The organism is Pigmentiphaga litoralis (assembly GCF_048632615.1).
In the GTDB taxonomy this organism is placed as follows: Bacteria; Pseudomonadota; Gammaproteobacteria; order Burkholderiales; family Burkholderiaceae_B; genus Pigmentiphaga; species Pigmentiphaga litoralis_B.
In genome coordinates this window covers 2,534,573-2,557,837 of record NZ_CP184479.1, presented here as the reverse complement: position 1 = coordinate 2,557,837, position 23,265 = coordinate 2,534,573, and the positions used below count along the sequence as shown (strand labels likewise).

Below are 23,265 nucleotides of genomic sequence, written 5' to 3'. Positions count from 1 at the left end.
GGCATGAGCCATGCGCGCGCTGACGCCCGATGACGTGCTTGCCTTGTGGGACGAGGGTGCCCAACGGCATCCGCTCGACCGCAGCGCGCTGCTGTGCGCCCGGGCGCGCAGCGACCTGCCCGCCGAGGCCATCGTGGACCTGCCGCTGGGCGAGGTCACCCGCAGCGTGTTGCGGCTTCGCGAGGCGACGTTTGGCGCGCGGATCGACAGCCATGTCGATTGCCCCTTTGCGGCGCGCGGCTGGCGGTGTCGGTAATGACATCAGACGTACTGCCTGCGCAAGACGTGACGGCGGCCACCGAGGGGGCCGAGGGCGGGGCGGCGGATGACCCGGGCAGGGATCCCGGGGCGGCAATGGCGCGGGACGTCGCACGGACACACGGACTGCGGCCGCCAACGCTGCGCGATCTGGCGGCGGTGGCCGATGTGGCGGATGCGGAGGAGGGCGCGCGGCGCCTGTTGCAGCGGTGCATGGCCGCGTCGGCGCCGGCGTCCTTGCTGGACAAGGACCTGGCCGAGATCGAGGCGGTGTTCGATGCGCTCGACCCCAGCGCCGATCTGGGCTTGCAGGTGGACTGCACCGATTGCGGCAAGCCCGTGCTGGCCACGCTGGATGCCGGCGTCGTGTTGTGGGACGAAATCGAAGCGCAGGGCAGGATGCTGCTGCGCATGGTGCATGTCCTGGCGGTGGCCTACGGGTGGACCGAGAGCGAGATCCTGGCGCTGGGCCCGGCACGGCGGGCGGCCTATCTGGCGATGGTGTCGCCATGAGCGGGATCCTGCATCGACTGGCCGCGCGCGCGGTGGGCACGGCGGTGACGGCCAGGGCGGATGCGCGGCTGCGCGGTGGAACGGTGGGGGTGGGACCGGACCTGGGCGTTGCAGGGGCCGGGTGGGGCGTCGGGGGGATGCAGGGGGCAGATGCGGCGGGGCAAGGGGGCGCGGTGGGTGCGTTCGAAGGCGGAGCGCAGGCCGGGAGTTGGCGGGAACATGACGCGCAGGGATTCGGTGCGCAGGAATTTGGTGGGCAGGGATTCGGTGCGGGCGGATCCGGCGCGGCTGGCAGGGACGCGCGGGGGCGGGGTGCCTTGGGCCTCGATCCGTCCGGCCGCGCGCGCGGGCCGGGCGTAGGTGGCGGCGTCAGTTCAGGCTTGGGCTTGGGCTTCGGTGCAGGCTCGGGCGATGCATGGCGGGTGTCGTGGGACACCGGCGGGGGCGTTCCCACTCGATTGCTGGATTTGCCGGCGGGTGCTTCGCACGGGGCGGACTCGTTGAAGAAGACAACCGGTCTGCCATCGGCAATGGCGGATGCGTCATCGTCATCAGGGGCAGGGTCGTCACGCACGCTGTCCGCGTCCACGAACGAAGCGCGCGGCGCATTCGACGCGGCAAACGGCGTCCAGGGCGATGGACGCGCCACGTCGAATGTGGGCGGGTTTGGCGAGGCCGGCGTCTTGGGTCATCACGCCGTCTACCCGACCCGCCTCCTGACATCGAACGGATCGTTGTCAACGTCAACTGTCAGCTTGCTGAGTGATACGCGCGTCCAGGCCACGGTGCGGGCCGTCGCGCGGGACATGGCCGCCGGCATCGCGGCGGCACAGGCGGCGTCCGCCGCGCCTGGGACTGACACCGAAATCACCATCCACATCGGCCGCATCGATGTGACGGCCACGCGGGCGCCTGCCGCCCGGCCAGTCAAGGCGCCGGCGCAAGCGGCCACGGCCATGTCGCTCGACACCTATCTGTCGCGCCGTCAACGGAGCGGCACATGAGTTCCGCGCTGGCCATCGCCGCAGTCACGGCCGTGCTGCGCGATCTGCTCAACGATGGGTTGATCCGCGCGAACCTGAGCGGCGTGCTGGGCAGCGCGGCCGCGGTCAGTGTGCTGGCGCCCGACCGCGTGGTGCTTGGCAGCGCGTCCGAAACATCGCAGCTCAATCTGTTCCTGTACGCGGTCACGCCCAACCTGGGGTGGCGCAACGAAGGACTGCCGTCGCGCGATGGGGCAGGCCGGACGCGGCTGTCGAACGCGCCTTTGGCGCTCGACCTGCACTACCTGGTGTCGGCGTATAGCGGGGGCGATCTGCATGCGGAAATGCTGTTGGGCGTGGCCATGCAGGTGTTGCACGAAACGCCGGTGCTGACACGCGAACGCATCCGCGCGGCTCTGGCGCCCGCAGGCGGTGGGGCCGCCACACCCGCGTTGCGCGCACTGGCGGCTTCAAGGTTGGCGGATCAGGTCGAATTGATCAAGCTCGTGCCCGAGAACCTGACAGGCGAAGAGTCGTCCAGGTTGTGGTCCGCCATCCAAAGCCACTTCCGGCCAACGGCGGGCTATATGGCGTCCGTGGTGCTGATGGAAGCCAATGAGCCGGCCCGGGCGCCCTTGCCTGTGCTGAGCCGCGGCAAGGTCGACCCGATCACGGGCCGGGATCGCGGCGTGGTGGTCGAGCCGACCTTGGCTGCGTCCGTGCCGATGCTGACCTTGGCGGCGCCGCCGCTGCGGCAACCGGTGGCGCGCATTGGCGACGTGGTGGAACTGCAGGGGCAGCGTCTGGACGGCAGCGCGCGCGAGGTGGTGCTGAGTCACGACCGTTTGCAGATCGATGAGGGGGTGCCGGCGATCACGGCGGACGCCGCCTCGCCTGACGCGGCAACCCGCATCCGGTTCCCGCTTGACGCAGGTCTGGCCGACACCTTGCCCGTCGGCTTGTACCGGGTGCGCGCACGGGTCACGCCGCCCACCGAATCGCGCGCGCGATCCACCAATGACGTCGCGCTGGTGCTGGCGCCAAGGATGACCAATCTGCCGATGACCGTGACCCGCGACGCCGCCGGCAGCGCAGCGTTCGACATCGACTTCGTGCCGGCCTTGCGGGCGGGTCAGCAGGCGGTGCTGGTATTGGGCAGTGCGCAGTATCTGCCGCGCGAAAGGCCGTTGCCGGCCCGCACGCTGAGCTTCGTCATTGCCGATGCGCCTGTCGGCCGTCATCTGGCGCGGCTGCGGATCGATGGTATCGACAGTCCGATCGTGGACCTGTCGGCGGATCCGCCCAAGACGCCCACGTTCCTGGATCAATGGGTAGAGATCGAATGAACGCCGCCGACTGGATCAACGCGTGGACGGCCGCCAACCAGGCTCTGCTGGGGGCGGAGTTTGGCGTGTTGAAAGCACGCCTGACCACGGTGGACGCGACGTCGGTTCCAGAGGCGGACGGGGTGGCGCGTGCCGAGGGCGATGAGCATGTGGAGGGCGATGCGGGTGCGGAGGGCGATGGGCGTGTCAGGGCCGACGCGCACGCCGCGCTGCAGGCCGCGCGCGAGGCGATGCCTGCCCGCGCGCCGATCGATACCCTGACCGACGCCTTCGGGTTGAGCCTGTTTGAACGATCGCTGGTGCTGCTGGTGGCCGGCGCCGAGATGGATGCCGAATTGGCGGATCTGTGCGGCCATGCCGTCGGCCAGCCGCAACATCCGTGGGCCACGTTCGGCCTGGCGCTGAATCTGCTGCCCGATCCGCACTGGAGCGCGCTGGCGCGCACGCAGCCGCTGCGCCGGTGGCGGCTGATCGAGGTCGATTCCGACAGCGCGCTGGTGACCGCGCGGCTGCGGCTGGATGAACGTGTGCTGCACTATCTGGCGGGCATGAACCTGATGGATGCGCGGCTGCAGCCGCTGCTGCGGTTCGTCCCGCCGCCCGCCCTGGTCGCCGAGTCGCACGAGGCGCTGGCGCAGGCGATGGCGGCGCAACTGATGGGTCGCGGGGATGACTCAGATACGGAGATGGCGTCGGGCGCACCGACGAAGCCCGGTGGGTCGGCGGGATTGGGTGGATCGACGGGACCGGGTGGATCGACGGGACCGGATGGATCGACAGGACCGGGTGGATCGACGGGACCGGATGGATCGACCGGATCGGGCGAATCGACGGGATCAAGCGGATCGGCGGGATCGAGCGCCTCGACGGCCGGCGCGGCTGCCAGGCCGGGTCCTACACCGCTGAATCTCCTTCACGGCGACGATGCGACGGGCCGTGAAGACGTCGCCGCGCGCTGCGCGTATCTGCTGGGCCTGCGTCTGCATGCGTTGGACGCGCAGGGCTTGCCGGGCAGCCTGGCGGAGCTGGCGGACGTGGCCGTGCTGTGGGAACGCGAGGCGGCATTGGGCGCGGGCGCGTTGTTCATTGCGTGCGAGGAAGACGCGGCCACCGGCCCGGGGCAAGGCGCAGGCGCGTCGGCAGCCGGCACGGACGCGCCGGTCGCCGCGCGCGCCAAGGCGTTTGCCGAAGGGGTGGACGGGCTGATCTTCATGGGGGCGCGCACGCCAATGGCATTGCGGCGGGACGCGCGGTTCCACCTGGTGGACCGGCCGTCCGCCGCCGAGCAACGTGCGCTGTGGACGGCGGCGCTGGGGCCCGCGGCAGCAGGACGCGAGGCGGAGATCGAGGCCGTCGCCGGGCAGTTCCGGCTGAGTGCGCGAGCGATCGCGAGTGCGGCAGAGGCATCCGCCGAGGCCCTGGCTGCCGCAGCATCACCCCCACGGCGCCCTGTGGCAGGTGTGCCGTGAACGGGCATCGGCGCCGCTTGGCGAGCTGGCGCATCGCATCGTGACCCGCGCGAGGTGGGACGATCTGGTGCTGCCGGCGGCGCAAAAGGCCACGCTGGCGCAGATCGTGACGCATGTGCGGCATCGGCGGCAGGTGTTCGAAACCTGGGGCTTTGCCGATCGCGGCGGGCGCGGGCTGGGCATCACGGTGCTGTTCGCGGGGGACAGCGGCACGGGCAAGACGTTTGCGGCCGAGGTGCTGGCGACCGAACTGTCGCTGGATCTGTTTCGTGTGGACGTGTCGGGTGTGGTCAGCAAATACATCGGCGAGACCGAAAAGAATCTGCGCAGGGTGTTCGATGCGGCCGAAGAAAGCGGCGCCATGCTGTTGTTCGATGAGGCCGATGCATTGTTCGGCAAGCGCAGTGACGTGCGCGACAGCCATGACCGCTACGCCAATGTCGAAGTCAGCTACCTGCTGCAGCGCATGGAAACCTATCGTGGCCTGGCGATCCTGACGACCAATCACAAGGCGGCGCTGGACAGCGCCTTCCTGCGGCGGCTGCGCTTCGTGGTGCAGTTTCCGTTTCCTGAAACCGCTGAACGCGAGGCCATCTGGCGCCGGGCCTTTCCGCTGGCCACGCCGGTGGACGGCCTGTCGTTCGACAAGCTGGCGCGGCTGCAGGCATCGGGCGGACAGATCCAGAACATGGCGCTGGGCGCCGCCTTCCTGGCCGCGGCGGACGGCGGCGCGGTCACGATGGCGCATGTGCTGAACGCGGTGCGGACGGACGGTACGCGGTTCGACCGGCCTGTGTCGGATACGGAAACGCGGGGGTGGGTATGACACGCATCGTGCTGCGCATCGACCGGCTCAGGCTGCATGGGGTTGACGCGTCCGAAGGCGAGGCGGTGGCGCGGGCGTTGCAGGAAACCTTGGCGAGCGCGCTGCGGGAGCGCGTCGATGCCATGCCGCAGGGGGATGTTGCGGGGGGCGTGCTGGCGGCGTTGCAGGCAGGTGCGCCAGCGCGTGGACCGGTGCAGGTGACGGCCGGCGAGTCGCCTGCCGCATTGGGCAGCAGCGTGGCGCGGGGCATCGTGTCGGGGTGGTTGCCATGAGCGGCGCAACGGCCGTGCATGTCAGCGCGTCCGACCGGATGCCGGGCAGGTCGTTGTCGTCGACAGGACCGGCCTCCACAAGGACATCCGGACCGGCATCCACATTCAGTCAGTCGGCCAGACCATGCAGCGCGTGCGCGGCGAAGGCCAGCAAGGCGCGCCGCCACGATGTCACGGCCTCGACGGACGAATCCCGATCCTGCAGGACGTGCAGCCCGCCTGCGCGCAGGCCATTTTCGTCGCTGCCGCTGCATGCATCGCTTTCAGGCAGCGTGGCATCGCTCGAACGCGAAGCCGATCAGTTTGCCGACGCGCACGTGCGTGCGGACCGGGTCGCCAACCCGCCCTCCCTCTCCCGCGGCGCGGCGCGCCACGTTTCCACCGACACCAATCCCTTGATGCAGGCGACCGTCGCGGCCGCGGTGGCCACGCCGCATGAACCCGTCCCGCATGGTGTCCTGCGGCAGTTCTCGCCAACGCTGCGTCCCGATCTAGCACACGCCCGGCTGCACCGCAGCGCCGATGCCCATGCGCTCGCGCGGCTGGCGGGTGCGCAGGCATTTGCTCATGGTGCGGACATCGTCCTCGGGCAGTCGGCCTCGGACCTGCACGGCGCGGCGGGCCGGCATCTGCTGGCGCACGAACTGGCCCACGTGCTGCAGCAGGCCCCACCCGGTGGACGCCCGGCCGCGCCGCGCACCCTGTTCAGCATGAAGACCTACGTGGCGGCGATGAACCGCAAGCCCGAGCCGGATTGGGCCACGGCCGCCGAGCATTTGAATGGGGAGCCGGAAGCGGTGATCCGACAGGTCCTGAAGAACCTGTCGCGTGCCTATCGCGCCAAGCTGCACGAGGCCGCGCGGACCTGGCCGGGACTGTGCTCGAACATCGGGCAGATGACCGAAGCCGACTATCTGCTGGAACGGGGCCCGGCCGTCGCCACCGGCGAACGTGCAGCCGAGGTGTGCAACCGGCCGGCAGCGCCCGCGCAGGCAGCGGGATCCCCGTCAGCAAACGTAGCACATTCCGCAACAGGACCCGCAGCACTAGCCACGCCGCCCGCCCCACCCGCCCCGGCCGAGCCGTCGGGCGAACTGACCCAGAAGGACGCCGACGAGTGTTCGCCGCTGTACCAGCACAAGCTGTGCATCTACATCGTCGGGGGATTCAATGGCGACCGTTCGGGCGTCGAGACGCCAGAAGAGATGGTCGAGTACAACCGGTCCTGCCGCAAGGAGTCGGGCTACACCGGTCCGGATGTGGGCCTGAGCGCCGAGGACCGGACCGCGTTGAAGGCGCCCAAATGCCCGCGCGGCGATCCCGATGCCGCGCGCGAGCGGGCCGCGGCGGCGCGGCTGGCCGATGCGATCCGGCGGTCGGCGCGGTACATGCCGGGCGGCGGGGGCGAGCAGTTGCTGGCCTTGCTCACTGACAAGGTCTTCATCGGCAGCCTGGTCGCAGCGGTGGGTGTCTACCTTGGACTGTGGCTGTTTCCCGAACCTGTGTTTACGAAGCTGGCGGCCGCGGCGACCACGATTGCCGTGCTGTCGACGGGCGTGTTCACCGTCTCGACCATCCGGAACCTGGCCGAGGCCTGGATGGGCGTGCAACGCGAGTCGGAAGCGGCCACGTCGGATGCCCAGGTGGAAGAAGCCGCGGAACATTTCGGCAAGCGGATGGGGGCGATCACGGTCGACCTGATCATCTTTCTTGCGTCGTTGCTGATCGGCGGAAAGTTGCCGACCCCCAAGGGACTTCCCAATGGCGTCAAGGCCATCGGCGATGCGGAACGCGCGCTGGCCGCGTCGTCCGAAGGGGGCGTGCTGCTGCAGGGCCCGTGGGGGCGGGTGCAGACGGTGGCGCCTTCCGCACCGGTGGCGGCGCCGGGGGCGCTCCGGTCGTGCGCGGCTCGCTGGCGGTCAAGGTGCAGCCCGCGCCGGCCGCGCCGGCGCTGCGGCTGGTGCAGCCGGAACCCGCGCTGCCCTCGGTCAAGCCCAATGTGCACGCGCTGCCGCTTCCCAAACCGCGTCCCGCGCCAGCCACGGCGCTTGCGCCTTCGCCGGGCGCCGTGCCGCTGCCGCCCCTGGTGCCAGGCACGCAGCCAGGCGTGCTGCCGCAAACCCAGTCCCAGCCGCAGGCCCGGCGCCGTCCGCCTTTCGTGTTGCGCCTGCCGCAGCAGAAGGCCCCGCATCTGGCCACCTACCGGGCCTATCTCGGGGTGCTGCAGTCCGACCCCAATTATCAGCGCGGCGATCCGGCCCAGCTCTCGGCTTGGCACATGGCGCTGCGCCTGGGGGGCTCGCACGGGATACCCGCCGAGGTTTATGAGCGCGGCCATCGCATGGGGTTCGTGGGCGAAGAGGGCGAACGCCGCATCCGGGTTCCGAACTGGTCGCGCACGGCATCCAAGCCGATGGAGGTGGACCACATCATCGAACTGCAGGTCACGCCGCAATCGATGCGCGGCGTGTTCAACGAGCCTGACAACTTCGAGCTGCTGGACCGCGCGGCAAATGGGTCGTCGGGGTCGCAACTGTCGGCCAGCATCGCGGCCGAACGCGCCATCCAGGTGGCGCACGACCCGTCGCTGGCCAATGCGGTGATTCCCTTCGATTCGGTGGTGATGGCCGGCGGATTCGATGGCGAGCGCTGGAGCATCGATGCCATCCGCGCGGGCCAGCAACTCGACTATTACGAGAACCATCATGCGCCTTGACGACCCGCCGCGCCCCAATGGCGCCCGCCGCCCCGACAACACTGCCCGGCTGATCGATGCCTGGCAGCGCATCGAACAGTGGTACGACGCGACCGATCCACCGCTCGATCCGGGGTTCCGGCCGCCGGTATCGGTGGCGGGTCTGTCGATGCTGGTGCAGCAGGTGGGCGGCCTGCTGCCGGAGTCCGTCGAGACCTTGTTGCGGCGGCATGATGGCGGTGTGGACGGACGCTATCCCCTGCCGATGCGCGCAACGGAACCGACGTGCTGGCGCATGCTGTCGGCGGCCGAGATCGGCGCGGAAGTGCAGCGGCTGTCCGAGGTTGCGCGTTCCTTGCTGTCCGTGGTGCCGGTGCGCGCGGAAGGCCCCGTTGCCGCCGTCTGGTGGGACTACGCGTGGATCCCGCTGTGCGAATGCGGCACGGGCGATCTGGTCTGCATCGACCAGGCGCCGCCCCCGGGTGGCACGGTGGGACAGTTGCTGTTGTATGCGCACGATGCGCCCGAGCGGCGCACCTTGTATCCGGGCCTGGCCGACTGGATCGAGGAAGCCGCGGGCGACCTCATGGCCGGCCGATACCGCCATGAACGCGGCGTGGGCCTGTGGCCGGTGGGCGGTCTGTCATGACCGGGTTTGCGAATTCGCCACGGGTGGTCAAGGGCGGCCTGGTGCTGGTCGATCCCAAGACGGCGGCCCTGCTGCGCATCATCTCGCTGCAGTACAACGCCGACTCGTTGACCCGCACGCTGCAGGCGCAGGCGGCTGGATCCGAGAGCGGCGCGCGCACCGAGCCGCTGCGCTTCAAGGGGCCGGCGGTCGAGACCATCAAGCTCGATGCCGATATCGACGCCACCGATCAGCTGGAGCAGCCCGGACAGCATCCCGCCGCGACCGCCTATGGCATTGCGCCGCAACTGGCCCTGCTCGAATCGCTGGTGCAGCCGGGCACGTCGCAATTGAGCGGCGTCGAGCGGGCCGCCAATTCCGGCGTGCTGGAAATCGCCCCCATGCTGGCGCCGCTGACCCTGTTCGTGTGGGGCAAGCATCGCATCGTGCCCGTGCGGCTCAACGATTTTTCGATCACCGAGGAAGCGTTCGACCCCGCGCTCAATCCGATCCGCGCGCGCGTCAGCCTGGGCATGCGTGTCATGTCGGTGGACGACCTGGGCTTTTCCTCGAAGGGCGGCGGCCTGTTCCTGGCCTATCTGCAGGGCAAGGAAGCGCTGGCGTCCAAGGCGCAGCCCGGCACCTTCGCAGCAATGGGCATCGGGGGGATAGGCTGATGGATCCGGTCCAGGCATTCCTGCAGGCCAACGCGTTGACGCCCGCGCCGCATGCGCCCGGCAGCCGGTATTACGGCGTGCCCACGGCGCAGATGACGACGCCCGATGGCATGACCGTGGTCTATCTGCGGCGGCGCTTTCTGCCCCCGTCGTCGGCCTTCAGTGTGCTGAAGACCGTGGCGGTCGCGCCCGACGACAGGCTTGACTCCGTGGCCGCGCAGCACCTGGGCGACCCCCTGCAATGGTGGCGGATCGCGGATGGCAATGGCGCCATGCTGCCCGAAGCCGTGATCGCCGATGCGCTGGGGCAGCCCGGTGCAGGCGTGGTCATCACGCTGCCCGAAGGCGTGGCGGGAGTCAGCGATGCCGACTGACCGGAGGCCGCCATGCTGAGCCAGGGCATCCAGCTGAGCCTGTCGATGGGGCCGATCATTCCGCTGCCCGTGCCGCGCGTGGTGCTGGACGCGCTCGACAAGGTCGAAGTCAAGACATCGGCCGGCAGCGCCAGCGGCTTCCAGCTGACGTTCCAGATCACGGCGCGGTCGGCGCTCAACGCCATCTTCGTGCTGGCGGGCGGCACCAACACATCGATGGGCACGCCGCCGCTGCGCATCCTGATGGTGGTCACGCTGGACGGCACGCCGCATGCGCTGTTCGACGGGGTGATGACGAACGTGGAGGTGCAGCCTGGCATGCAGGGAACCGCGGGCAGCCTGACCGTCACGGGGGAAGACGTGAGCAAGGTCATGGACATGCAGGACTTCAGCGGGCTGCCCTTGCCGGCCATGCCGATCGAAGCGCGCGTGGCCCTGCTGTGCGCCAAGTACGCGCCGTTCGGCGTGATCCCGCTGGTGATCCCCGTGCTGTTCCCTGAAGTGCCGATCCCGATCGACAGGATCCCCGCGCAGCAGGGCACCGACCTGGCCTATATCCGGCAGTTGGCCGATGAAGTCGGCTACGTGTTCTATATCGAGCCGGGGCCGGCGCCCGGGACCAACATCGCGTACTTCGGGCCCGAACTGAAGCTAGGCATTCCGCAGTCCGCGCTCAATGTCGACATGGATGCACGCACGAATGTCGAGTCGCTGACCTTCAATTTCGAGCCGACCAAAGGGGTGCTGCCCGTGGTGTTCATCCAGAATGCGCTGACGCGCTTGCCCATTCCCATTCCCGTCCCGAATCTCAATCCATTGCAGCCTCCGCTCGGCGCCTTGCCCGCGCCGATCGCGAACCTGAAGCTGCTGAAGGACACGGCCAAGCTGTCGCCGATGCAGGCGCTGTCGCGCGGACTGGCCGAGGCCAAGACCTCGCAGGATGCGGTCAGCGGTCATGGCAGCCTGGACGTGCTGCGCTATGGCCGTCTGCTCAAGGCCCGTGGACTGGTGGGCGTGCGTGGCGTCGGGGTCGCCTATGACGGACTCTATTTCGTGAAGAGCGTGACCAGCACCCTCAAGCGCGGCGAGTTCAGGCAGAGCTTCGACCTGAGCCGCAACGGGCTCGTATCCATCACGCCGCAGGTGCCCACATGAGCGAAAAGTATCTGGGCAAGTACCGAGGGATGGTGCTGAACAACATCGATCCGATGCGGCTGAATCGTCTGCAGGTCCAGGTGCCGGACGTAAGCGGGCTGATGCCGGTCACGTGGGCCATGCCCTGCGTGCCGGTGGCCGGATTGCAGAACGGCATCGTGGCGCTGCCCCTGATCGGGTCCGGCGTGTGGGTCGAGTTCGAACAGGGCGACCCGGACTATCCGATCTGGGTCGGATGCTTCTGGGGCAGCGCGGTCGAAGTGCCTTTGCTGGCGAACGCCACGCCGCCGGGTGTGCAGGGCATCACGATGCAGACGGCCTTGCAGAACGGGTTGACGATCAGCGATGTGCCCGGGCCTACCGGCGGCATCATGCTCAAGAGCACGACGGGGGCGACGCTGATCGTGAATGACACCGGCATCTATATCCAGAACGGAAAGGGCGCGTCGATCGTGATGACCGGTCCCACCGTGACCGTCAATGCCGGCGCGCTGGTCATCGTGTAGGAGGGCGCCATGCCAGGACCTCTGCTCCATCTGGGCGCGACCGTCATGTGCATGCACGGCGGGCCTGCCCAGCCGACCGCGCCGAATCCGCGCGTGATGGTGTCGGGCCAGCCCGTGGTGACAATGGCCGCGCCGTATGTCGTCGCGGGCTGCGCCTTCGTGCCGCCGGCGGGCAACGGACCTTGCGTGACGGCGCAATGGGTGACGGCGGCCACCCGCGTGCTGGTGGGCGGGATGCCTGTGGTGCTGGCCGACAGCCAGGCCATCTGCGCGCCGACCGGGACGCCGCTGCTGCCCGTGGCGATGCAGACGCGGGTGATCGGGAGCTGAGCCATGGACATCGCGTTTCCGTATCGGGTCGACGGCACCGGCAGGACCGCCATGGCGGAGTCCGACGATGCGCACATCCGCGACCTGATCGAACAGGTGCTGTTCACCGTACCCGGTGAGCGCGTGATGCGGCCCGATTTTGGATGCGGCCTGCTGCAGCTGGTGTTCGCGCCGAACAGCGACGCGCTGGTGGCCACGCTGCAGGCCCTGGTGCAAGGCGCGCTGCAACAGACGCTGGGTACGCGCATACGGGTGGACGATGTGACGGCGCAAAGCATGGATGCGACCTTGACGGTGGCGGTGCGCTACACGGTATTGCGCACGCAGTCGACGCGCACCGCCAGCTTCGTGCGCGAGGTGCCGGCATGAGCGCGACCGGATCGCTGGTGGCGCCGGGCGCCGGCGCATCGACGCAGGCCGCGCCCTATCGATGCGCGTCGCCCGGGCGCGTTGCAGCGGTGCGCGCGGCCGCGCTTCAGACGCCTCCGCGATGGATCAATGGCATCGACTACCTGGAAGTCGCGCCGTCGCAAACGCAGTTGCGCGTCGTGTTCGTGCACGCGCTGGACCAGGTGCCGGTGCAGCCGCTCAAGCGGATCCAGGTGGAAGTGCGCGGGGGCAGCCGGGTGCGCGACCCGGCCGTGACCGGCATTGCATGGCAGGGCCATGTGCTGACGGTGGACCTGTCGACCGAGGGGGATTTTTCCGAGTATGTGCTGCGGCTGGTGGCCAGTCCGGGGTCGGACGCGCCGCCCGACGGCATCGATCCGGCGCTCTCCCGCATTCCGTTCCGTTTCAAGGTCGATTGCCCGAGCGACTTCGATTGCCGGATCGAACCGACGTGTGGGGAAGCGACCGAGGCCGCACCGCCCATCGATTACCTGGCGCGCGATTACCCCAGTCTGCGGCGGATGGTGCTGGACCGGCTCGCCACGCTCATGCCGGACTGGACCGAGCGCAACCCGGCGGACCTGTGGGTGACGCTGGCCGAGGCGCTTGCCTACCGAGGGGACGAGCTGTCGTACTACCAGGACGCCGTCGCCACCGAGGCGTATCTGGGTTCCGCGCGGCAGCGGGTGTCGGTGCGCCGTCACGCGCGGCTGCTGGACTACACGCTGCACGATGGGAACAACGCCCGGGTATGGGTGGCGTTCGAAGCGGGTACGGGCGGGGATGGGCTGACCTTGAAGGGCTGCAATTCCGATACCGGCATGGACGGAACGCTGCTGCTGACAGCGGTGCCGGGGCTGCCTGCGGCGATAAGCGGGCAGGCCGATGCGCTGCGCACCGCCCTTGCCGCGGGGGCCGAACCCTTCGAACTCGTCACGCCGGTGACCCTGTTCCCGGCCCACAACGAACTGCGCTTCTACAGCTGGAGCGACGACGAGTGCTGCCTGCCGGCCGGCGCCACGGACGCCACCCTGTGCGATGACGATGGCGCCCGCGTTCGCCTGATGCCAGGGGATCTCTTGCTGCTGGAAGCGCGGGCGGGCGACACCACCGGCGCTGCGGCCGATGCGGATCCGCATCGCCGCTGGGTGGTGCGGCTGACGCACGTCGATCCAGCCGCGAGACCCGTGGGCGGATCGCGCCAGCCGGGGCCGGTGCGCCGCGATCCCGTCACCGGCCAGGCCTATGTGACCGTGCGCTGGGGCGCGGCGGACGCCCTGCCTTTCGCGCTGTGTCTGTCCAAACGGATCAACGGGGTGATGGTGCGTGACATGTCGGGCGCATGCGGCAACGTGGGCCTGGCCGATCATGGCGTGAGCGCATCGCGGGCGGACCGGCTGGTTCCCGCGGCGCGGCTGCGCATCGGTCAACGGTCCGCGCCCTATCGGCTGCCGCAGACCGAGGTGCGTCCCTTGACGCGGCAAAGCCGTGTGCGCGCCTTGCGGGCGGACGGCAGCGCGGGCCCGCCGGTGCTGATCGACCCCGTGGGCAGCGCCGTGTCGGCCATGGTCTGGGACAGGGATGATGCGCGGCCCGCGATCGACGTGCGGACCGAGGGCGCGCGCCAGGACGGCAAGGCCCCGTCGTGGACCCCCAAGCGGGACTTGCTGGGCAGCGGGCCGATGGCGCGGGAGTTCGTCGTCGAGACCGACAACACCGGCGCGGCAGTGCTGCGCTTTGGCGACGATGTGAACGGCAGCGCGCCGGCCGCCAGTGAAAGCCTGCTGGCGCGGGTGCGCACGGGCAATGGCGTCCGCGGCAATATCGGCGCCGGGTCGCTTGCGCATGTGGTGGCGCAGGCGGGTGACGTGGTGCGCGTGCGCAACCCGCTGCCCGCATCGGGGGGCGTGGACCCGCAGCCTTTGGAAGAGGCGATCCTGTATGCGCCGCAGGCCTTCCGGCGGCAGCAGCGGGCCGTGACGGCGCGCGATTACGCGGACCGTGTCACCCAGGCGCCCGGCGTGCAGCGCGCCGTGGCGACGCGCCGCTGGACCGGCAGCTGGTACACGATGTTCATTACGGTGGACCCGCGCGCGGGTGTCGCGCCGGGCCCGGCCGGCACCCTGGATCCCGCCTTCGAGGCCCGCCTGGCGGACTTCGTGGAAAGCTACCGGCTGGCGGGGCATGACCTGGAGTTCGATGCGCCGCGGTATGTCTCGCTCGATGTGGCCCTGCATGTGTGCACCCGTCCGGGCTACTTCGTCGATGACGTCGAACGGCGCCTGCTGCAGGTCTTCGGCGCGGATCGCCTGGCCGACGGGCGCACCGGTTTCTTTCATGCGGACCGCTTCAGCTTTGGCGAGCCGGTGTATCTGAGCGCCGTGATTGCCGCGGCCATGCAGGTGCCGGGCGTGGCCTATGTCGCGCCGCTGCGCTTCCAGCGATTGGGCCGGCCAGCCGCGGGCGAAATCGACAGCGGCCGCATCGCCATGGGGCGGCTGGAAATCGCCCGGCTGGACAACGATCCCAACGCGCCGGAACACGGGCGCATGCAGTTCCAGGTCGAGCCCGGAGGGACGTCATGAGCGATGTCACGCGCGATGTCGTCGGCGATGCCGCCGATGCGGACTGCGGCTGCTGCTCGGGGCTGCCCCTGCCCGCGCGGCCGGCCAATGCGCCCGGTCTGACGGCGCTGCGCTATCGCATCGATACGCAGCCAGGCTTCCGTGCGCGGATGGTGCAGAGTCTGCCGCTGGCGGGCGAGGGGTTGTCGCGGTTGCTGACGCGGCGGCCGGATGATCCGGGCATGGCCCTGATCGACGCGGCCGCGTGCGTGGCCGACGTGCTGACCTTCTATCAGGAGCGCATGGCGAACGAGGGCTTCCTGTCCACCGCCACCGAACGGCGTTCGGTATTGGAAATGGCGCGCGCGGTCGGCTATGCGCTGCGGCCCGGCGTGGCGGCCAGCGTGCATCTAGCGTTCACGGTCGAAGACGCGCCGGGCGCCCCCGGCATCTGCGCCCTGGCCGCCGGCTTGCCGGTGCAGAGCATTCCGCCGCAAGGCAAGCTGCCGCAGGTCTTCGAAACACGCGACGCCTTCATTGCGCATGCGCAGTGGAATGCATTGCGGCCGCGGCTGACGCGGCCTGCCGACATTGCGGTGCTCGAGGTGGCGGGCCCACCGGACCCCAACGGCGCGGCAACGACGCGGCGGGTCCTGGCGCTGCTTGGCGCCGCAGGAAGCTTCGGCACGGCGGCGGGCGGGGCGAATCCAAGTCTCCATCCGGGGCTGCATGAGGGGCTGGTCACCGCAAACCTGTACCGGCTGGATCCGGGCCTGCCGGCGGATGCGGTGTCGGATGCCATCGAGATCGGGCAGGTGTTCCTGTCGGATACGGGCGCCGGGTCGGGCGCGGCGGTGGCGGCCGGCGACCTGCTGCTGTTCGCCGCCCGCAACGGCGCGGCCTTGTCGCGGCTGGTCATGCGGGTGGTGGCCATCACCCCGGAAGCGGCCTTGCATCGCGTCAAGGTGGCCCTGGAATACTTGCCTGTGCCGGTGGGCGTACACGGCGCGCAGATCGTGTCGGTGAACAGCGGCGTGGCAGGTGCCGCAGCCACGGGTGCGTCCGCCAGTGCGTTCGCCGGGATCTTTGCCTTTGGCGCCCAGGTCGGTTTCTTTGGCAACAACGCGCCCAAGTGGGGGATGCTGCCCAAGCCTGACAGTCTGCGGTCCGACCCCTATCCGCTGCCGTGGGACCGCGGCGATACCGGCAGCGATGGCCAGCCGCTTGTGGCGGATCGCACCATCTGGCAGACCTCGCAAGCCAAGTCGCAGGGCCCGCGCGTCTACCTGGAACGTCCGGTGCCTGACCTCGTACCCGGCAGCTGGGTGGTGATAGCTTCGCCTTACCTGCCGGCCGAGGTGTATGTGGCGGCGGACGCGCGCGCCGTCTCGCGGGCCGACTTCGGCATGTCGGGCCGCGCCATGGAAGTCACCCTGGCCGACGGCGCCCAGCCGCCGGGCGCCTTGTCCAAGCCCGACTTCTCGTTCCGCGGCAGCACGGCGCATGCGGTCAGCCGCAAGCTCGATCTGGCGGCCTTGCCGATCGACGCGCCCGTGGCCGCGGACACGGACCGCATCGAACTGGACTCGCTGGCGCCGGGCCTGGCCGCGGGCCAGCCCTTGGCGCTGACCGGCCTGCGGTCGGACTTGGCCGGCATGGAGGCAGCGGAAATCGCCGTGTTGACCGGGGTCGAGCCTGCCGATGGGCGCACCATCCTGCGACTGCGAGAAGGACTGCGATTCAGCTATCGGCGCAGCAGTCTGCGCATCAACGCCAACACGGTCTTCGCGACCCATGGCGAAAGCGTGCGCGAGGTGCTTGGCAATGGCAACGCGGCGCTTCGCCATCAGCGCTTCGTGTTGCGTCGTCCGCCCACCACCTGGGTGTCGGCCCCGACGCCTGACGGGGTCATCAGTACGCTGACGATACGGGTCAATGGCGTGCAGTGGGAGCCGGTGCCATCGTTGTATGGCGTCGGTCCGCACGAGCAGGTGTACACCACACGCGTCGATGACGACGGCCGCACCGAAGTCCTGTTTGGCGATGGCGTGTCGGGCGCGCGCCTGCCCACGGGCATGGTCAATATCGAAGCTACCTATCGCACCGGCATGGGTCCCGATGGCAATGTGGCCGCGAACACCCTGACGATGCCGCGCGCCATGCCGCTGGGCCTGCGCGGGGTCACCAATCCCTTGCCGGCCACGGGCGCGGCCGACCGGGAGCACCTGGCCGATGCACGGGTGCACGTGCCCCGCAGCCTGCAGGCCTTCGACCGGGTGGTGTCGATGCTCGACTACGTGGCCTACGCCCGGATCTATCCAGGCATCGGCAAGGCGCGCGCCGATGTGCTGTGGGTGGACGGCCAGTCGCGCATCGCCCTGAGCGTGACAGGCGCGACCGGCGGCGATGCGGGCGACACCGTGCGCGCCAACCTGGCCGCGTCCATCGCCAGTGTCAGCGATCCGTCGCAACGCGTCGATGTGCGGGCCTGCGGGTTGCGGCGGTTCCGGTGCAAGGCGCGGGTGCTGGCCGATCCGCGGTATGTGAAGGCCGATGTGAGCGGTCGCGTGACATCGGCCCTGCTCGACACGTTTGGAATCGATGCGCGCGAGATCGGCCAGCCTGTGACCGCGGCCGAGGTCATTGCATGCATCCAGGCGGTGCCCGGCGTGGTGGCGGTGGACCTGGAAGCGCTGGCCCTGCTGGATGACGCGGAGGCGGGTGGGCCGCCGGGCGCCGCGTATGCCACGTCGCCTGCCGCCGTGCCCGCCGGGCTTCCGGCCTACGGCGCGCGTTGGGACGCACGCAACCGCCGCGTCATTCCGGCAGCGCTGCTGTACATCAGCGCCGATGCGCTTTCCGTGACGGACATGACGCCATGAGCCAGCTGACCGCCGAGCGCCTGTATGCGCTGCTGCCCGCCTTCCATCGCGTGCGCGACGCGGAGCAGGGCGAGCCGCTGCGCACCTTGCTGCAGGTGATCGAAACCGAACTGGAACGCGTCGAGTCCGACATCGCGGGCCTGTACGAGAACTGGTTCATCGAGACCTGCGATGAGTGGGTCGTGCCGTATATCGGCGACCTGCTTGGCGTGCGGCCGATCCGCCCCATCGAGTCGGCCGGCGTCAGCACACGCGCCTATGTGGCCAACACGATCGCCTATCGCCGCCGCAAGGGCACGGCGCAGGTGCTCGAACAGTTGGCCAGGGACGTGACGGGCTGGCCCGCGCATGTCGTCGAATCGTTCAAGCGGCTTGCGACGACGCAGCACGTGAATCACGTGCGGGTGAACCCCAAGGCGACGGCCGGCCTGCGCGACGCCGCGGCGGCAGAGTGGGCGGGCGGCGCCTTCGATCCGTTTTCGCATACGGCCGACATGCGGTCCGCGGCGCGTGGCGGTCGTCACGCCATCGCCCATGTGGCGGTGTATCTGTGGCGGCTGCGCAGCTATCCCGTGGGCGCGGCGGACCTGGGTGACGAGGCGGCCGACTTTGTCAGCGCGCGTCGTCACGCCGACGGGGACTGGCGCGTGCATCCGGTGGGATGCGATGCGCCCCTGTTCCCGCAGGCCAGCGCGGAAGAACCCCCTGTGCTGCGCGTGTTCGCGCGGCTGGCGGGCAGCCCCACGATGCTTGAAGTCCCACGCGACGCCATGTTTGCGTGCCGTCTGCCGCGCCCCCGGCCAGGCGAACCCCTGCCGGCCCTGGCAATGGCTGTCGATCCGCAACGCGGGCGCATCCGTTTTGCTGACGGCCTGCCGGTCGATGCGGTCTGGACGCAGCATTGCTATGGGTTTTCTGGCGATCTGGGGGCGGGCCGTATGACCGGAATGCCGCCTTGCGCGCCCTTGGCCTGGCACTGGCGGGCAGCGCGGCCGCCGTCGGGGAACCGGTCTTTGACGCGCCCGATGTGTGGCAGGCCGGTGTGTCGCATCTGCTTGCCGATGACGGCCAGGGGCGGTTGTTTCCGTCCTTGCGAGACGCGGTGGCTGCATGGAATGCGTTGCCCGCCGGCCGCACCGGTGTCATCGTGATCATGGACAGCGTGAGCGAACATGACGCGCCGGGTGCGCCTGCGCTGCCGCTCGAGATCCGCATTGGCGAACGGTCGCGCCTGCTGATCGTGGCGGGCCGGTGGCCGCGGGAATCCCAGGAGGGGGAGGGCAGTGCGCCAGGCATGGGCGAAGCGGATGCAGGCGCGAGCCTGGTTCGGCGGGCCGGCACCGTCGACGCGAGCGGTGTGCGCGCGCATCTGATTGGCGATGTGCGGGTGCAGGGCACCGCGCCCGCCGGCACGAGCGACGGCGGCGCGTGCGTGATCAACGGCCTGCTGCTGGAAGGCCGGCTGGACGTGGCGGCAGGCAATCTGGGGCAGCTGGTGCTGTCGCATTGTTCGGTGGTGACGGGCGTCGAGGGCGTTGCCGCGCCGTCCGCCCTTGTCGTCCAACCGGGTGGCAACGCCCAGCTTGCGCTGCGCATTGAACGGTCGATCTGCCCGGCCGTGGCCGTGGCCGATCCGATCCGTGCGGTGTCCGTGATCGACAGCCTGATCGGTGGTCAGGCGATGGCGGATGCCGCACCCTGCCTTGCCGCGTCCCGCACCCCCACCACGCTTCTGCGCAGCACCTTTTTCGGCCCGGTCGACGTGCAGTCCCTGTCCGCGTCGGACTGCATCTTTGCGGCTGGCGTGCAGGCGGCACGGCGGCAGACGGGCTGCGTGCGCTTCAGTTACGTGCCGGCCGGATCGGCCGTGCCGCGCCGCTACCGCTGCCAGCCCGATCTGGAAATCGCCGCGCGCGGGCCGCGCTGCGCGCCGAGATCCGCGCGTCCCTGCGCCCGCTGTTCGTGTCGCGCGTGTATGGCGACCCAGGCTTCGGGCAGCTCGAAACCCGTTGCGCCGTGCAACTGCGCACGGGCGCTGAAAGTGGCGCCGAAATGGGCGCCTTCGAATTCCTGCATCAACCGCAACGGGAAGCCAACCTGCGCGGCGCACTGGACGAATACCTGCGCTTCGGTCTGGAAGCCAGCCTGATTTTCGTGACCTGATGTTCATGCCTTGATCAACCCAGGGGGCGATGCCATGAAAGGCGACCTATCCCGCACGACGTTCGACCCGGCGCATCATTACAGCGCCGTGCGCTTGCAGCAGGGCCGCATCGTGACCGATGCGGACTGGAACGAGCAGGCCGACCTGACGCAGCATCGCGCGCGGCTGACTGCGCGGGACGTGATCGGTCCGTCGGGCGCGCCGTTCGACGCGGCAGGCTTCGGCCTGCATGCCGACACCCGTGCGCTTGCCGTGCTGGCGCTCAATGACAACGTGGTGTGGATCGCGGCCGAAGACGGCGCCTTGCTCGGCACGACCAACGGCGGCGCCACCTGGGACATGGCCGATCTGGGGACCGCCGCCCATCTGCGGGCCCTGGCCACGGCCGGCGGCACGGTATGGGTAGTGGGAGACGGCGGAGTCATTCGCGCGTCGTCCGATGGCGGCCTGAGCTGGCAGGTCCAGGACAGCGGCACCCTGCAATCCCTGCGCGGCGTGACCGCCGTCGATGCCTGGCATGCGTGGGTCGTCGGGACGGACGGCATCGTGCTCTCGACCGAAGACGGCGGCGCGACCTGGCAAGCGGCGCAGAGCGGCACGGCCCGGCTGCGGGCCCTGCATTTCGTTGACACCGTCAACGGCCTGGCCGTCGGCCTGCAGGGCGCGGTGCGTGTCACCGCCGATGGCGGAACGACGTGGAAGGCGGTCGACAGCGGCACCACCGCCCACCTGTTGAGCGTGGCGTGTGTCGGTACGGAACGCATCTGGGCCGCCGGCTACGACGGCACCATCATCCACAGCCAGGATGGCGGCGGCACCTGGATGCGGTGCGACACGCCATCGACCCCGACCCTGCGGGCCATTGCGTTCGCCGACACGCAGCGCGGCTGGGCCGCCGGCGATGACGGCACGTTCTGGATGACCGTTGACGGTGGCAACTATTGGATGGATGACAGCCTGGAGGACACCGCCTGGATGGGCGCGCCGGCGGCCGGGCCGGGCAGTGCGGCGGGCCTCGCGCCAGACTCGGGCGCGGGCGCCGCACGCGCGTCCTTGCGCGGCATCAGTCTGCTCGATGACGGTAGCGGAGAAGGGGGCGGCACGGGCGGCTGGGTGGTTGGCGATGGCGGGGCCGCATGGCGCATCGGCAACGGGTCGCCCGACTCCGCCGCGCTGGCGCTGCCCGCGGTCAACCTGGCGATCGCGCCGGGCCGTTACTACGTCGACGGCGCGCTGTGCGAACTGGACGCGCGAGTCACCTATGGCAACCAGGCCGACGGCGGCGCGGGCGCGCGCCTGCCGCCCGGTGCGCACCTGATGGTGCTGCATGTGTGGGAACGGCACGTCTCGGCGCTGCAGGCCCCCTGGATCCGCGAGGTCGCATTGGGCGGCCCGGACACGGCGACCCGGGCGCAAATGATGGCGCAAGTGCGTGCGCTGCCGCTGGCTGACGCCAGTCCCGCCGAGTGGACCTGCGGCAGCTACAGTCCGGCGTGGGAAGCGCTGATGCATCCCATGCCCGGCCGGCTCGCCGCGCGCGCCACGCCGCAGCCTGCCAATCGCAACCTGTGCGACATCGCGGCCACCGCGGGCTATCAACGGCTGGAAAATCAGCTTTATCGTGTGGAGGTCCACACCGGTGGCGCGGCGCCGACCTTCAAGTGGTCGCGGGAAAACGGGTCGGTTGCCTATGCCGTGATCGGTGTCACGGTGGACACCGGCCTGCAACAGACCACGGTGCGGGTCGCGGCGCGCGGCCGTGACGAAGCGCTGGACCTGTCCGCGCACGACCGGGTCGAACTGGTCGACGACACCAGCGAACGGTGGCAGCGCGCCGGACAGATGTTCGAATACCTGGCCGACGGCGACGACGAAAACGAACTGATACTTGCCGGGGTGCCGGCCGCAGGCTTGGGACAGGATCTGTCGGCCCACCCGCTGCTGCGCAGGTGGGAACAGCGCCCGGACGGCGCCGCGCATGTGCTGCCGATCGAGCCCGGGCGCTGGATCGAACTGGAAGAGGGGGTCGAGATCCGCTTTGCCGCCGGCGAATGGCGGCCGGGGGACGCCTGGCAGATTCCGGCGCGCACGATCACGGGTGACGTCGAATGGCCACGCGATCCCGACACGGGGGACGCCGTCGCGCGCGCGCCCGCATGCATTCGCGATGCGTGGTGCCGCCTGGGTATTGTCGAAGTCGAACACGATGGCGCCCTTCGCGTGCTGGCCGATTGCCGCGAGATCTTTCCGCCGCTGACCCGCCGCTGCGATCCGACCGTGGACGAGCCGGTGCGCGAGGTCACGCGCCGCGGTGCGTGCCTGACCATAGGCAAGGGCGGTGACGCCGACCGGCTGGATGCGGCCATCATCGCCCGCGCGCTGGAAGAGAGCGGCCATGCCTGCCTATGCTTTCTGCCCGGCGACCATGTGATCGAAAGTCTGGAAGCCGCGGGCACGGGCCGCAGCCGGTTGAGTCTGCATGGCTGCGGTCCGACGGCGCAGATCCGCGTGCGCGGCGGCATGCTGCTGGCCGGTTTCGCCGCGCTCGAACTGCGGGACCTGGACCTGACCTTCGACGACGAACGCGGGCTGGCCCTGCACAAAATGGGCGACGTGCAGATCCGTGGCCTGACGATCACGCGGCGGGCCGAACGGGGCGCGCCCTGCCTGCATGTGGGCGACGCCCGCAGCCTGCGCCTGTCCGACAGCACCATCGCCTGCACGATGCCCGGTGTGGCTGCCCTGCTCGAGCACATCCAGGGTGACTGCCACGTCTCGGACAACACGCTGTCGGGCATCCTGGGCTTCTACGGCGACCCGGGGGCGTGCCGCCCGATGCCTTGCTGCGCCGCCTGCATGAAGGCAGCCGCAACACCAGATTGGTCGTGGGCGCCGGCCACCTGAAGCTGACCGGCAACTGCCTGGCCCTGCTTGCCGTGGCTCAGGCAATGAGCAAACAGCTGATGGAAACCCAGACCACCAGCGGGCTGTTCGCCACGGCGACGATCAGCGACAACACGTTTTCCGAAGCGTCGAATCTGTTCATCGCCGGCCGCATGCTGACCGTGCACCATTCCACGCTGCTGGCCGAGGTGCCGCGCGACCGGCCGCCCCCTATGGGGTTTTTATTGCCGAGCGCGCCACCGCCACTGGCAACCTGGCGATGCCGGGGCAAGACACGTCGGCACTGCTGTTCGGCGCGCCGCGCTTCGATCAGGCGGCCAACCTCGTGA

General features: G+C 69.8%; 23 protein-coding genes and 1 pseudogene. 22 read left to right on the top strand and 2 right to left on the bottom strand.

Annotated elements, in window-relative coordinates:
- Positions 1-10 precede the first annotated feature (10 nt).
- The 8 genes and pseudogenes from ACNANG_RS11450 to ACNANG_RS11415 form a co-directional block, all read left to right on the top strand.
- Positions 11-256 carry a hypothetical protein gene (locus ACNANG_RS11450; protein WP_420227267.1) on the top strand — a complete coding sequence of 82 codons (246 nt, stop codon included), beginning with the start codon at positions 11-13 and terminating at the stop codon, positions 254-256.
- The gene (locus ACNANG_RS11445) at positions 256-771 is read left to right on the top strand and encodes a hypothetical protein (RefSeq protein WP_420227266.1); all 516 of its coding nucleotides are present in this window, start codon (positions 256-258) and stop codon (positions 769-771) included. The genes ACNANG_RS11450 and ACNANG_RS11445 overlap by 1 nt, the downstream gene beginning before the upstream one ends.
- Positions 768-1,775, top strand: coding sequence for a hypothetical protein (locus tag ACNANG_RS11440; protein WP_420227265.1), 1,008 nt, complete (start codon positions 768-770; stop codon positions 1,773-1,775). The genes ACNANG_RS11445 and ACNANG_RS11440 overlap by 4 nt, the downstream gene beginning before the upstream one ends.
- The gene (locus ACNANG_RS11435) at positions 1,772-3,100 is read left to right on the top strand and encodes a DUF4255 domain-containing protein (protein WP_420227264.1); all 1,329 of its coding nucleotides are present in this window, start codon (positions 1,772-1,774) and stop codon (positions 3,098-3,100) included. The genes ACNANG_RS11440 and ACNANG_RS11435 overlap by 4 nt, the downstream gene beginning before the upstream one ends.
- On the top strand, positions 3,097-4,569 hold the full coding sequence (locus tag ACNANG_RS11430) for a hypothetical protein (protein WP_420227263.1): 1,473 nt from the start codon (positions 3,097-3,099) through the stop codon (positions 4,567-4,569). The genes ACNANG_RS11435 and ACNANG_RS11430 overlap by 4 nt, the downstream gene beginning before the upstream one ends.
- A 40-nt stretch (positions 4,570-4,609) precedes the next feature.
- Positions 4,610-5,395, top strand: a complete 786-nt coding sequence (locus tag ACNANG_RS11425; protein ID WP_420227262.1) for an ATP-binding protein — start codon at positions 4,610-4,612, stop codon at positions 5,393-5,395.
- The gene (locus ACNANG_RS11420) at positions 5,392-5,667 is read left to right on the top strand and encodes a hypothetical protein (RefSeq protein WP_420227261.1); all 276 of its coding nucleotides are present in this window, start codon (positions 5,392-5,394) and stop codon (positions 5,665-5,667) included. Before ACNANG_RS11425 ends, ACNANG_RS11420 begins: the two co-directional genes overlap by 4 nt.
- A pseudogene (locus ACNANG_RS11415) lies at positions 5,664-6,275 on the top strand (eCIS core domain-containing protein); the annotation flags it as partial. The gene ACNANG_RS11420 and the pseudogene ACNANG_RS11415, both read left to right, overlap by 4 nt.
- On the opposite strand, the gene ACNANG_RS11410 reads toward ACNANG_RS11415, so the two are convergent.
- Both ACNANG_RS11410 and ACNANG_RS11405 read right to left on the bottom strand, forming a co-directional pair.
- Positions 6,159-6,518, bottom strand: coding sequence for a hypothetical protein (locus tag ACNANG_RS11410; RefSeq protein ID WP_420227697.1), 360 nt, complete (start codon positions 6,516-6,518; stop codon positions 6,159-6,161). The pseudogene ACNANG_RS11415 and the gene ACNANG_RS11410 overlap by 117 nt on opposite strands.
- Positions 6,519-6,910: 392 nt before the next feature.
- Positions 6,911-7,111, bottom strand: coding sequence for a hypothetical protein (locus ACNANG_RS11405; protein WP_420227696.1), 201 nt, complete (start codon positions 7,109-7,111; stop codon positions 6,911-6,913).
- Between the two features lie 393 nt (positions 7,112-7,504).
- On the opposite strand from ACNANG_RS11405, the gene ACNANG_RS11400 reads away from it, so the two are divergent.
- From ACNANG_RS11400 to ACNANG_RS11335, 14 genes are read left to right on the top strand one after another with little or no spacing between them, the layout of a single operon-like run.
- The gene (locus ACNANG_RS11400; protein WP_420227695.1) at positions 7,505-8,383 is read left to right on the top strand and encodes a hypothetical protein; all 879 of its coding nucleotides are present in this window, start codon (positions 7,505-7,507) and stop codon (positions 8,381-8,383) included.
- Positions 8,373-9,011 carry an SMI1/KNR4 family protein gene (locus ACNANG_RS11395; RefSeq protein WP_420227260.1) on the top strand — a complete coding sequence of 213 codons (639 nt, stop codon included), beginning with the start codon at positions 8,373-8,375 and terminating at the stop codon, positions 9,009-9,011. The genes ACNANG_RS11400 and ACNANG_RS11395 overlap by 11 nt, the downstream gene beginning before the upstream one ends.
- On the top strand, positions 9,008-9,667 hold the full coding sequence (locus ACNANG_RS11390) for a hypothetical protein (RefSeq protein ID WP_420227259.1): 660 nt from the start codon (positions 9,008-9,010) through the stop codon (positions 9,665-9,667). Before ACNANG_RS11395 ends, ACNANG_RS11390 begins: the two co-directional genes overlap by 4 nt.
- Complete coding sequence (locus tag ACNANG_RS11385) at positions 9,667-10,041, top strand: LysM domain-containing protein (protein ID WP_420227258.1); 375 nt, start codon at positions 9,667-9,669, stop codon at positions 10,039-10,041. The genes ACNANG_RS11390 and ACNANG_RS11385 overlap by 1 nt, the downstream gene beginning before the upstream one ends.
- Positions 10,042-10,053: 12 nt before the next feature.
- Positions 10,054-11,196, top strand: coding sequence for a hypothetical protein (locus ACNANG_RS11380; protein ID WP_420227257.1), 1,143 nt, complete (start codon positions 10,054-10,056; stop codon positions 11,194-11,196).
- The gene (locus tag ACNANG_RS11375) at positions 11,193-11,702 is read left to right on the top strand and encodes a phage baseplate assembly protein V (RefSeq protein WP_420227256.1); all 510 of its coding nucleotides are present in this window, start codon (positions 11,193-11,195) and stop codon (positions 11,700-11,702) included. Before ACNANG_RS11380 ends, ACNANG_RS11375 begins: the two co-directional genes overlap by 4 nt.
- Before the next feature lie 9 nt (positions 11,703-11,711).
- Positions 11,712-12,032, top strand: a complete 321-nt coding sequence (locus tag ACNANG_RS11370; RefSeq protein WP_189614233.1) for a hypothetical protein — start codon at positions 11,712-11,714, stop codon at positions 12,030-12,032.
- Positions 12,033-12,035: 3 nt separating this feature from the next.
- A complete protein-coding gene (locus tag ACNANG_RS11365; RefSeq protein ID WP_420227255.1) occupies positions 12,036-12,401 on the top strand; it encodes a GPW/gp25 family protein in 366 nt (121 codons plus the stop codon).
- Complete coding sequence (locus tag ACNANG_RS11360; RefSeq protein WP_420227254.1) at positions 12,398-15,007, top strand: putative baseplate assembly protein; 2,610 nt, start codon at positions 12,398-12,400, stop codon at positions 15,005-15,007. The genes ACNANG_RS11365 and ACNANG_RS11360 overlap by 4 nt, the downstream gene beginning before the upstream one ends.
- Positions 15,004-17,868, top strand: a complete 2,865-nt coding sequence (locus tag ACNANG_RS11355) for a hypothetical protein (RefSeq protein WP_420227253.1) — start codon at positions 15,004-15,006, stop codon at positions 17,866-17,868. The genes ACNANG_RS11360 and ACNANG_RS11355 overlap by 4 nt, the downstream gene beginning before the upstream one ends.
- Positions 17,865-19,019, top strand: a complete 1,155-nt coding sequence (locus ACNANG_RS11350; RefSeq protein ID WP_420227252.1) for a hypothetical protein — start codon at positions 17,865-17,867, stop codon at positions 19,017-19,019. Before ACNANG_RS11355 ends, ACNANG_RS11350 begins: the two co-directional genes overlap by 4 nt.
- Positions 18,971-20,017 carry a hypothetical protein gene (locus tag ACNANG_RS11345; RefSeq protein WP_420227251.1) on the top strand — a complete coding sequence of 349 codons (1,047 nt, stop codon included), beginning with the start codon at positions 18,971-18,973 and terminating at the stop codon, positions 20,015-20,017. Before ACNANG_RS11350 ends, ACNANG_RS11345 begins: the two co-directional genes overlap by 49 nt.
- A 48-nt stretch (positions 20,018-20,065) precedes the next feature.
- Positions 20,066-22,936 (top strand): DUF6519 domain-containing protein, encoded by a 2,871-nt coding sequence (locus ACNANG_RS11340; RefSeq protein ID WP_420227250.1) that lies wholly within the window; start codon positions 20,066-20,068, stop codon positions 22,934-22,936.
- Entirely contained in the window at positions 22,918-23,265 is a 348-nt protein-coding gene (locus ACNANG_RS11335) for a hypothetical protein (RefSeq protein WP_420227249.1), read from the top strand. The genes ACNANG_RS11340 and ACNANG_RS11335 overlap by 19 nt, the downstream gene beginning before the upstream one ends.

Excerpts from the sequence above, each read along its gene's own strand:
- ACNANG_RS11450 (WP_420227267.1), top strand. The coding sequence starts at position 11 with ATGCGCGCGCTGACGCCCGATGACGTGCTTGCCTTGTGGGACGAGGGT.
- ACNANG_RS11445 (WP_420227266.1), top strand. The coding sequence starts at position 256 with ATGACATCAGACGTACTGCCTGCGCAAGACGTGACGGCGGCCACCGAG.
- ACNANG_RS11440 (WP_420227265.1), top strand. The coding sequence starts at position 768 with ATGAGCGGGATCCTGCATCGACTGGCCGCGCGCGCGGTGGGCACGGCG.
- ACNANG_RS11435 (WP_420227264.1), top strand. The coding sequence starts at position 1,772 with ATGAGTTCCGCGCTGGCCATCGCCGCAGTCACGGCCGTGCTGCGCGAT.
- ACNANG_RS11430 (WP_420227263.1), top strand. The coding sequence starts at position 3,097 with ATGAACGCCGCCGACTGGATCAACGCGTGGACGGCCGCCAACCAGGCT.
- ACNANG_RS11420 (WP_420227261.1), top strand. The coding sequence starts at position 5,392 with ATGACACGCATCGTGCTGCGCATCGACCGGCTCAGGCTGCATGGGGTT.
- ACNANG_RS11405 (WP_420227696.1), bottom strand. The coding sequence starts at position 7,111 with ATGAAGACCTTGTCAGTGAGCAAGGCCAGCAACTGCTCGCCCCCGCCG.
- ACNANG_RS11395 (WP_420227260.1), top strand. The coding sequence starts at position 8,373 with ATGCGCCTTGACGACCCGCCGCGCCCCAATGGCGCCCGCCGCCCCGAC.
- ACNANG_RS11390 (WP_420227259.1), top strand. The coding sequence starts at position 9,008 with ATGACCGGGTTTGCGAATTCGCCACGGGTGGTCAAGGGCGGCCTGGTG.
- ACNANG_RS11385 (WP_420227258.1), top strand. The coding sequence starts at position 9,667 with ATGGATCCGGTCCAGGCATTCCTGCAGGCCAACGCGTTGACGCCCGCG.
- ACNANG_RS11380 (WP_420227257.1), top strand. The coding sequence starts at position 10,054 with ATGCTGAGCCAGGGCATCCAGCTGAGCCTGTCGATGGGGCCGATCATT.
- ACNANG_RS11375 (WP_420227256.1), top strand. The coding sequence starts at position 11,193 with ATGAGCGAAAAGTATCTGGGCAAGTACCGAGGGATGGTGCTGAACAAC.
- ACNANG_RS11370 (WP_189614233.1), top strand. The coding sequence starts at position 11,712 with ATGCCAGGACCTCTGCTCCATCTGGGCGCGACCGTCATGTGCATGCAC.
- ACNANG_RS11365 (WP_420227255.1), top strand. The coding sequence starts at position 12,036 with ATGGACATCGCGTTTCCGTATCGGGTCGACGGCACCGGCAGGACCGCC.
- ACNANG_RS11360 (WP_420227254.1), top strand. The coding sequence starts at position 12,398 with ATGAGCGCGACCGGATCGCTGGTGGCGCCGGGCGCCGGCGCATCGACG.
- ACNANG_RS11355 (WP_420227253.1), top strand. The coding sequence starts at position 15,004 with ATGAGCGATGTCACGCGCGATGTCGTCGGCGATGCCGCCGATGCGGAC.
- ACNANG_RS11350 (WP_420227252.1), top strand. The coding sequence starts at position 17,865 with ATGAGCCAGCTGACCGCCGAGCGCCTGTATGCGCTGCTGCCCGCCTTC.
- ACNANG_RS11340 (WP_420227250.1), top strand. The coding sequence starts at position 20,066 with ATGAAAGGCGACCTATCCCGCACGACGTTCGACCCGGCGCATCATTAC.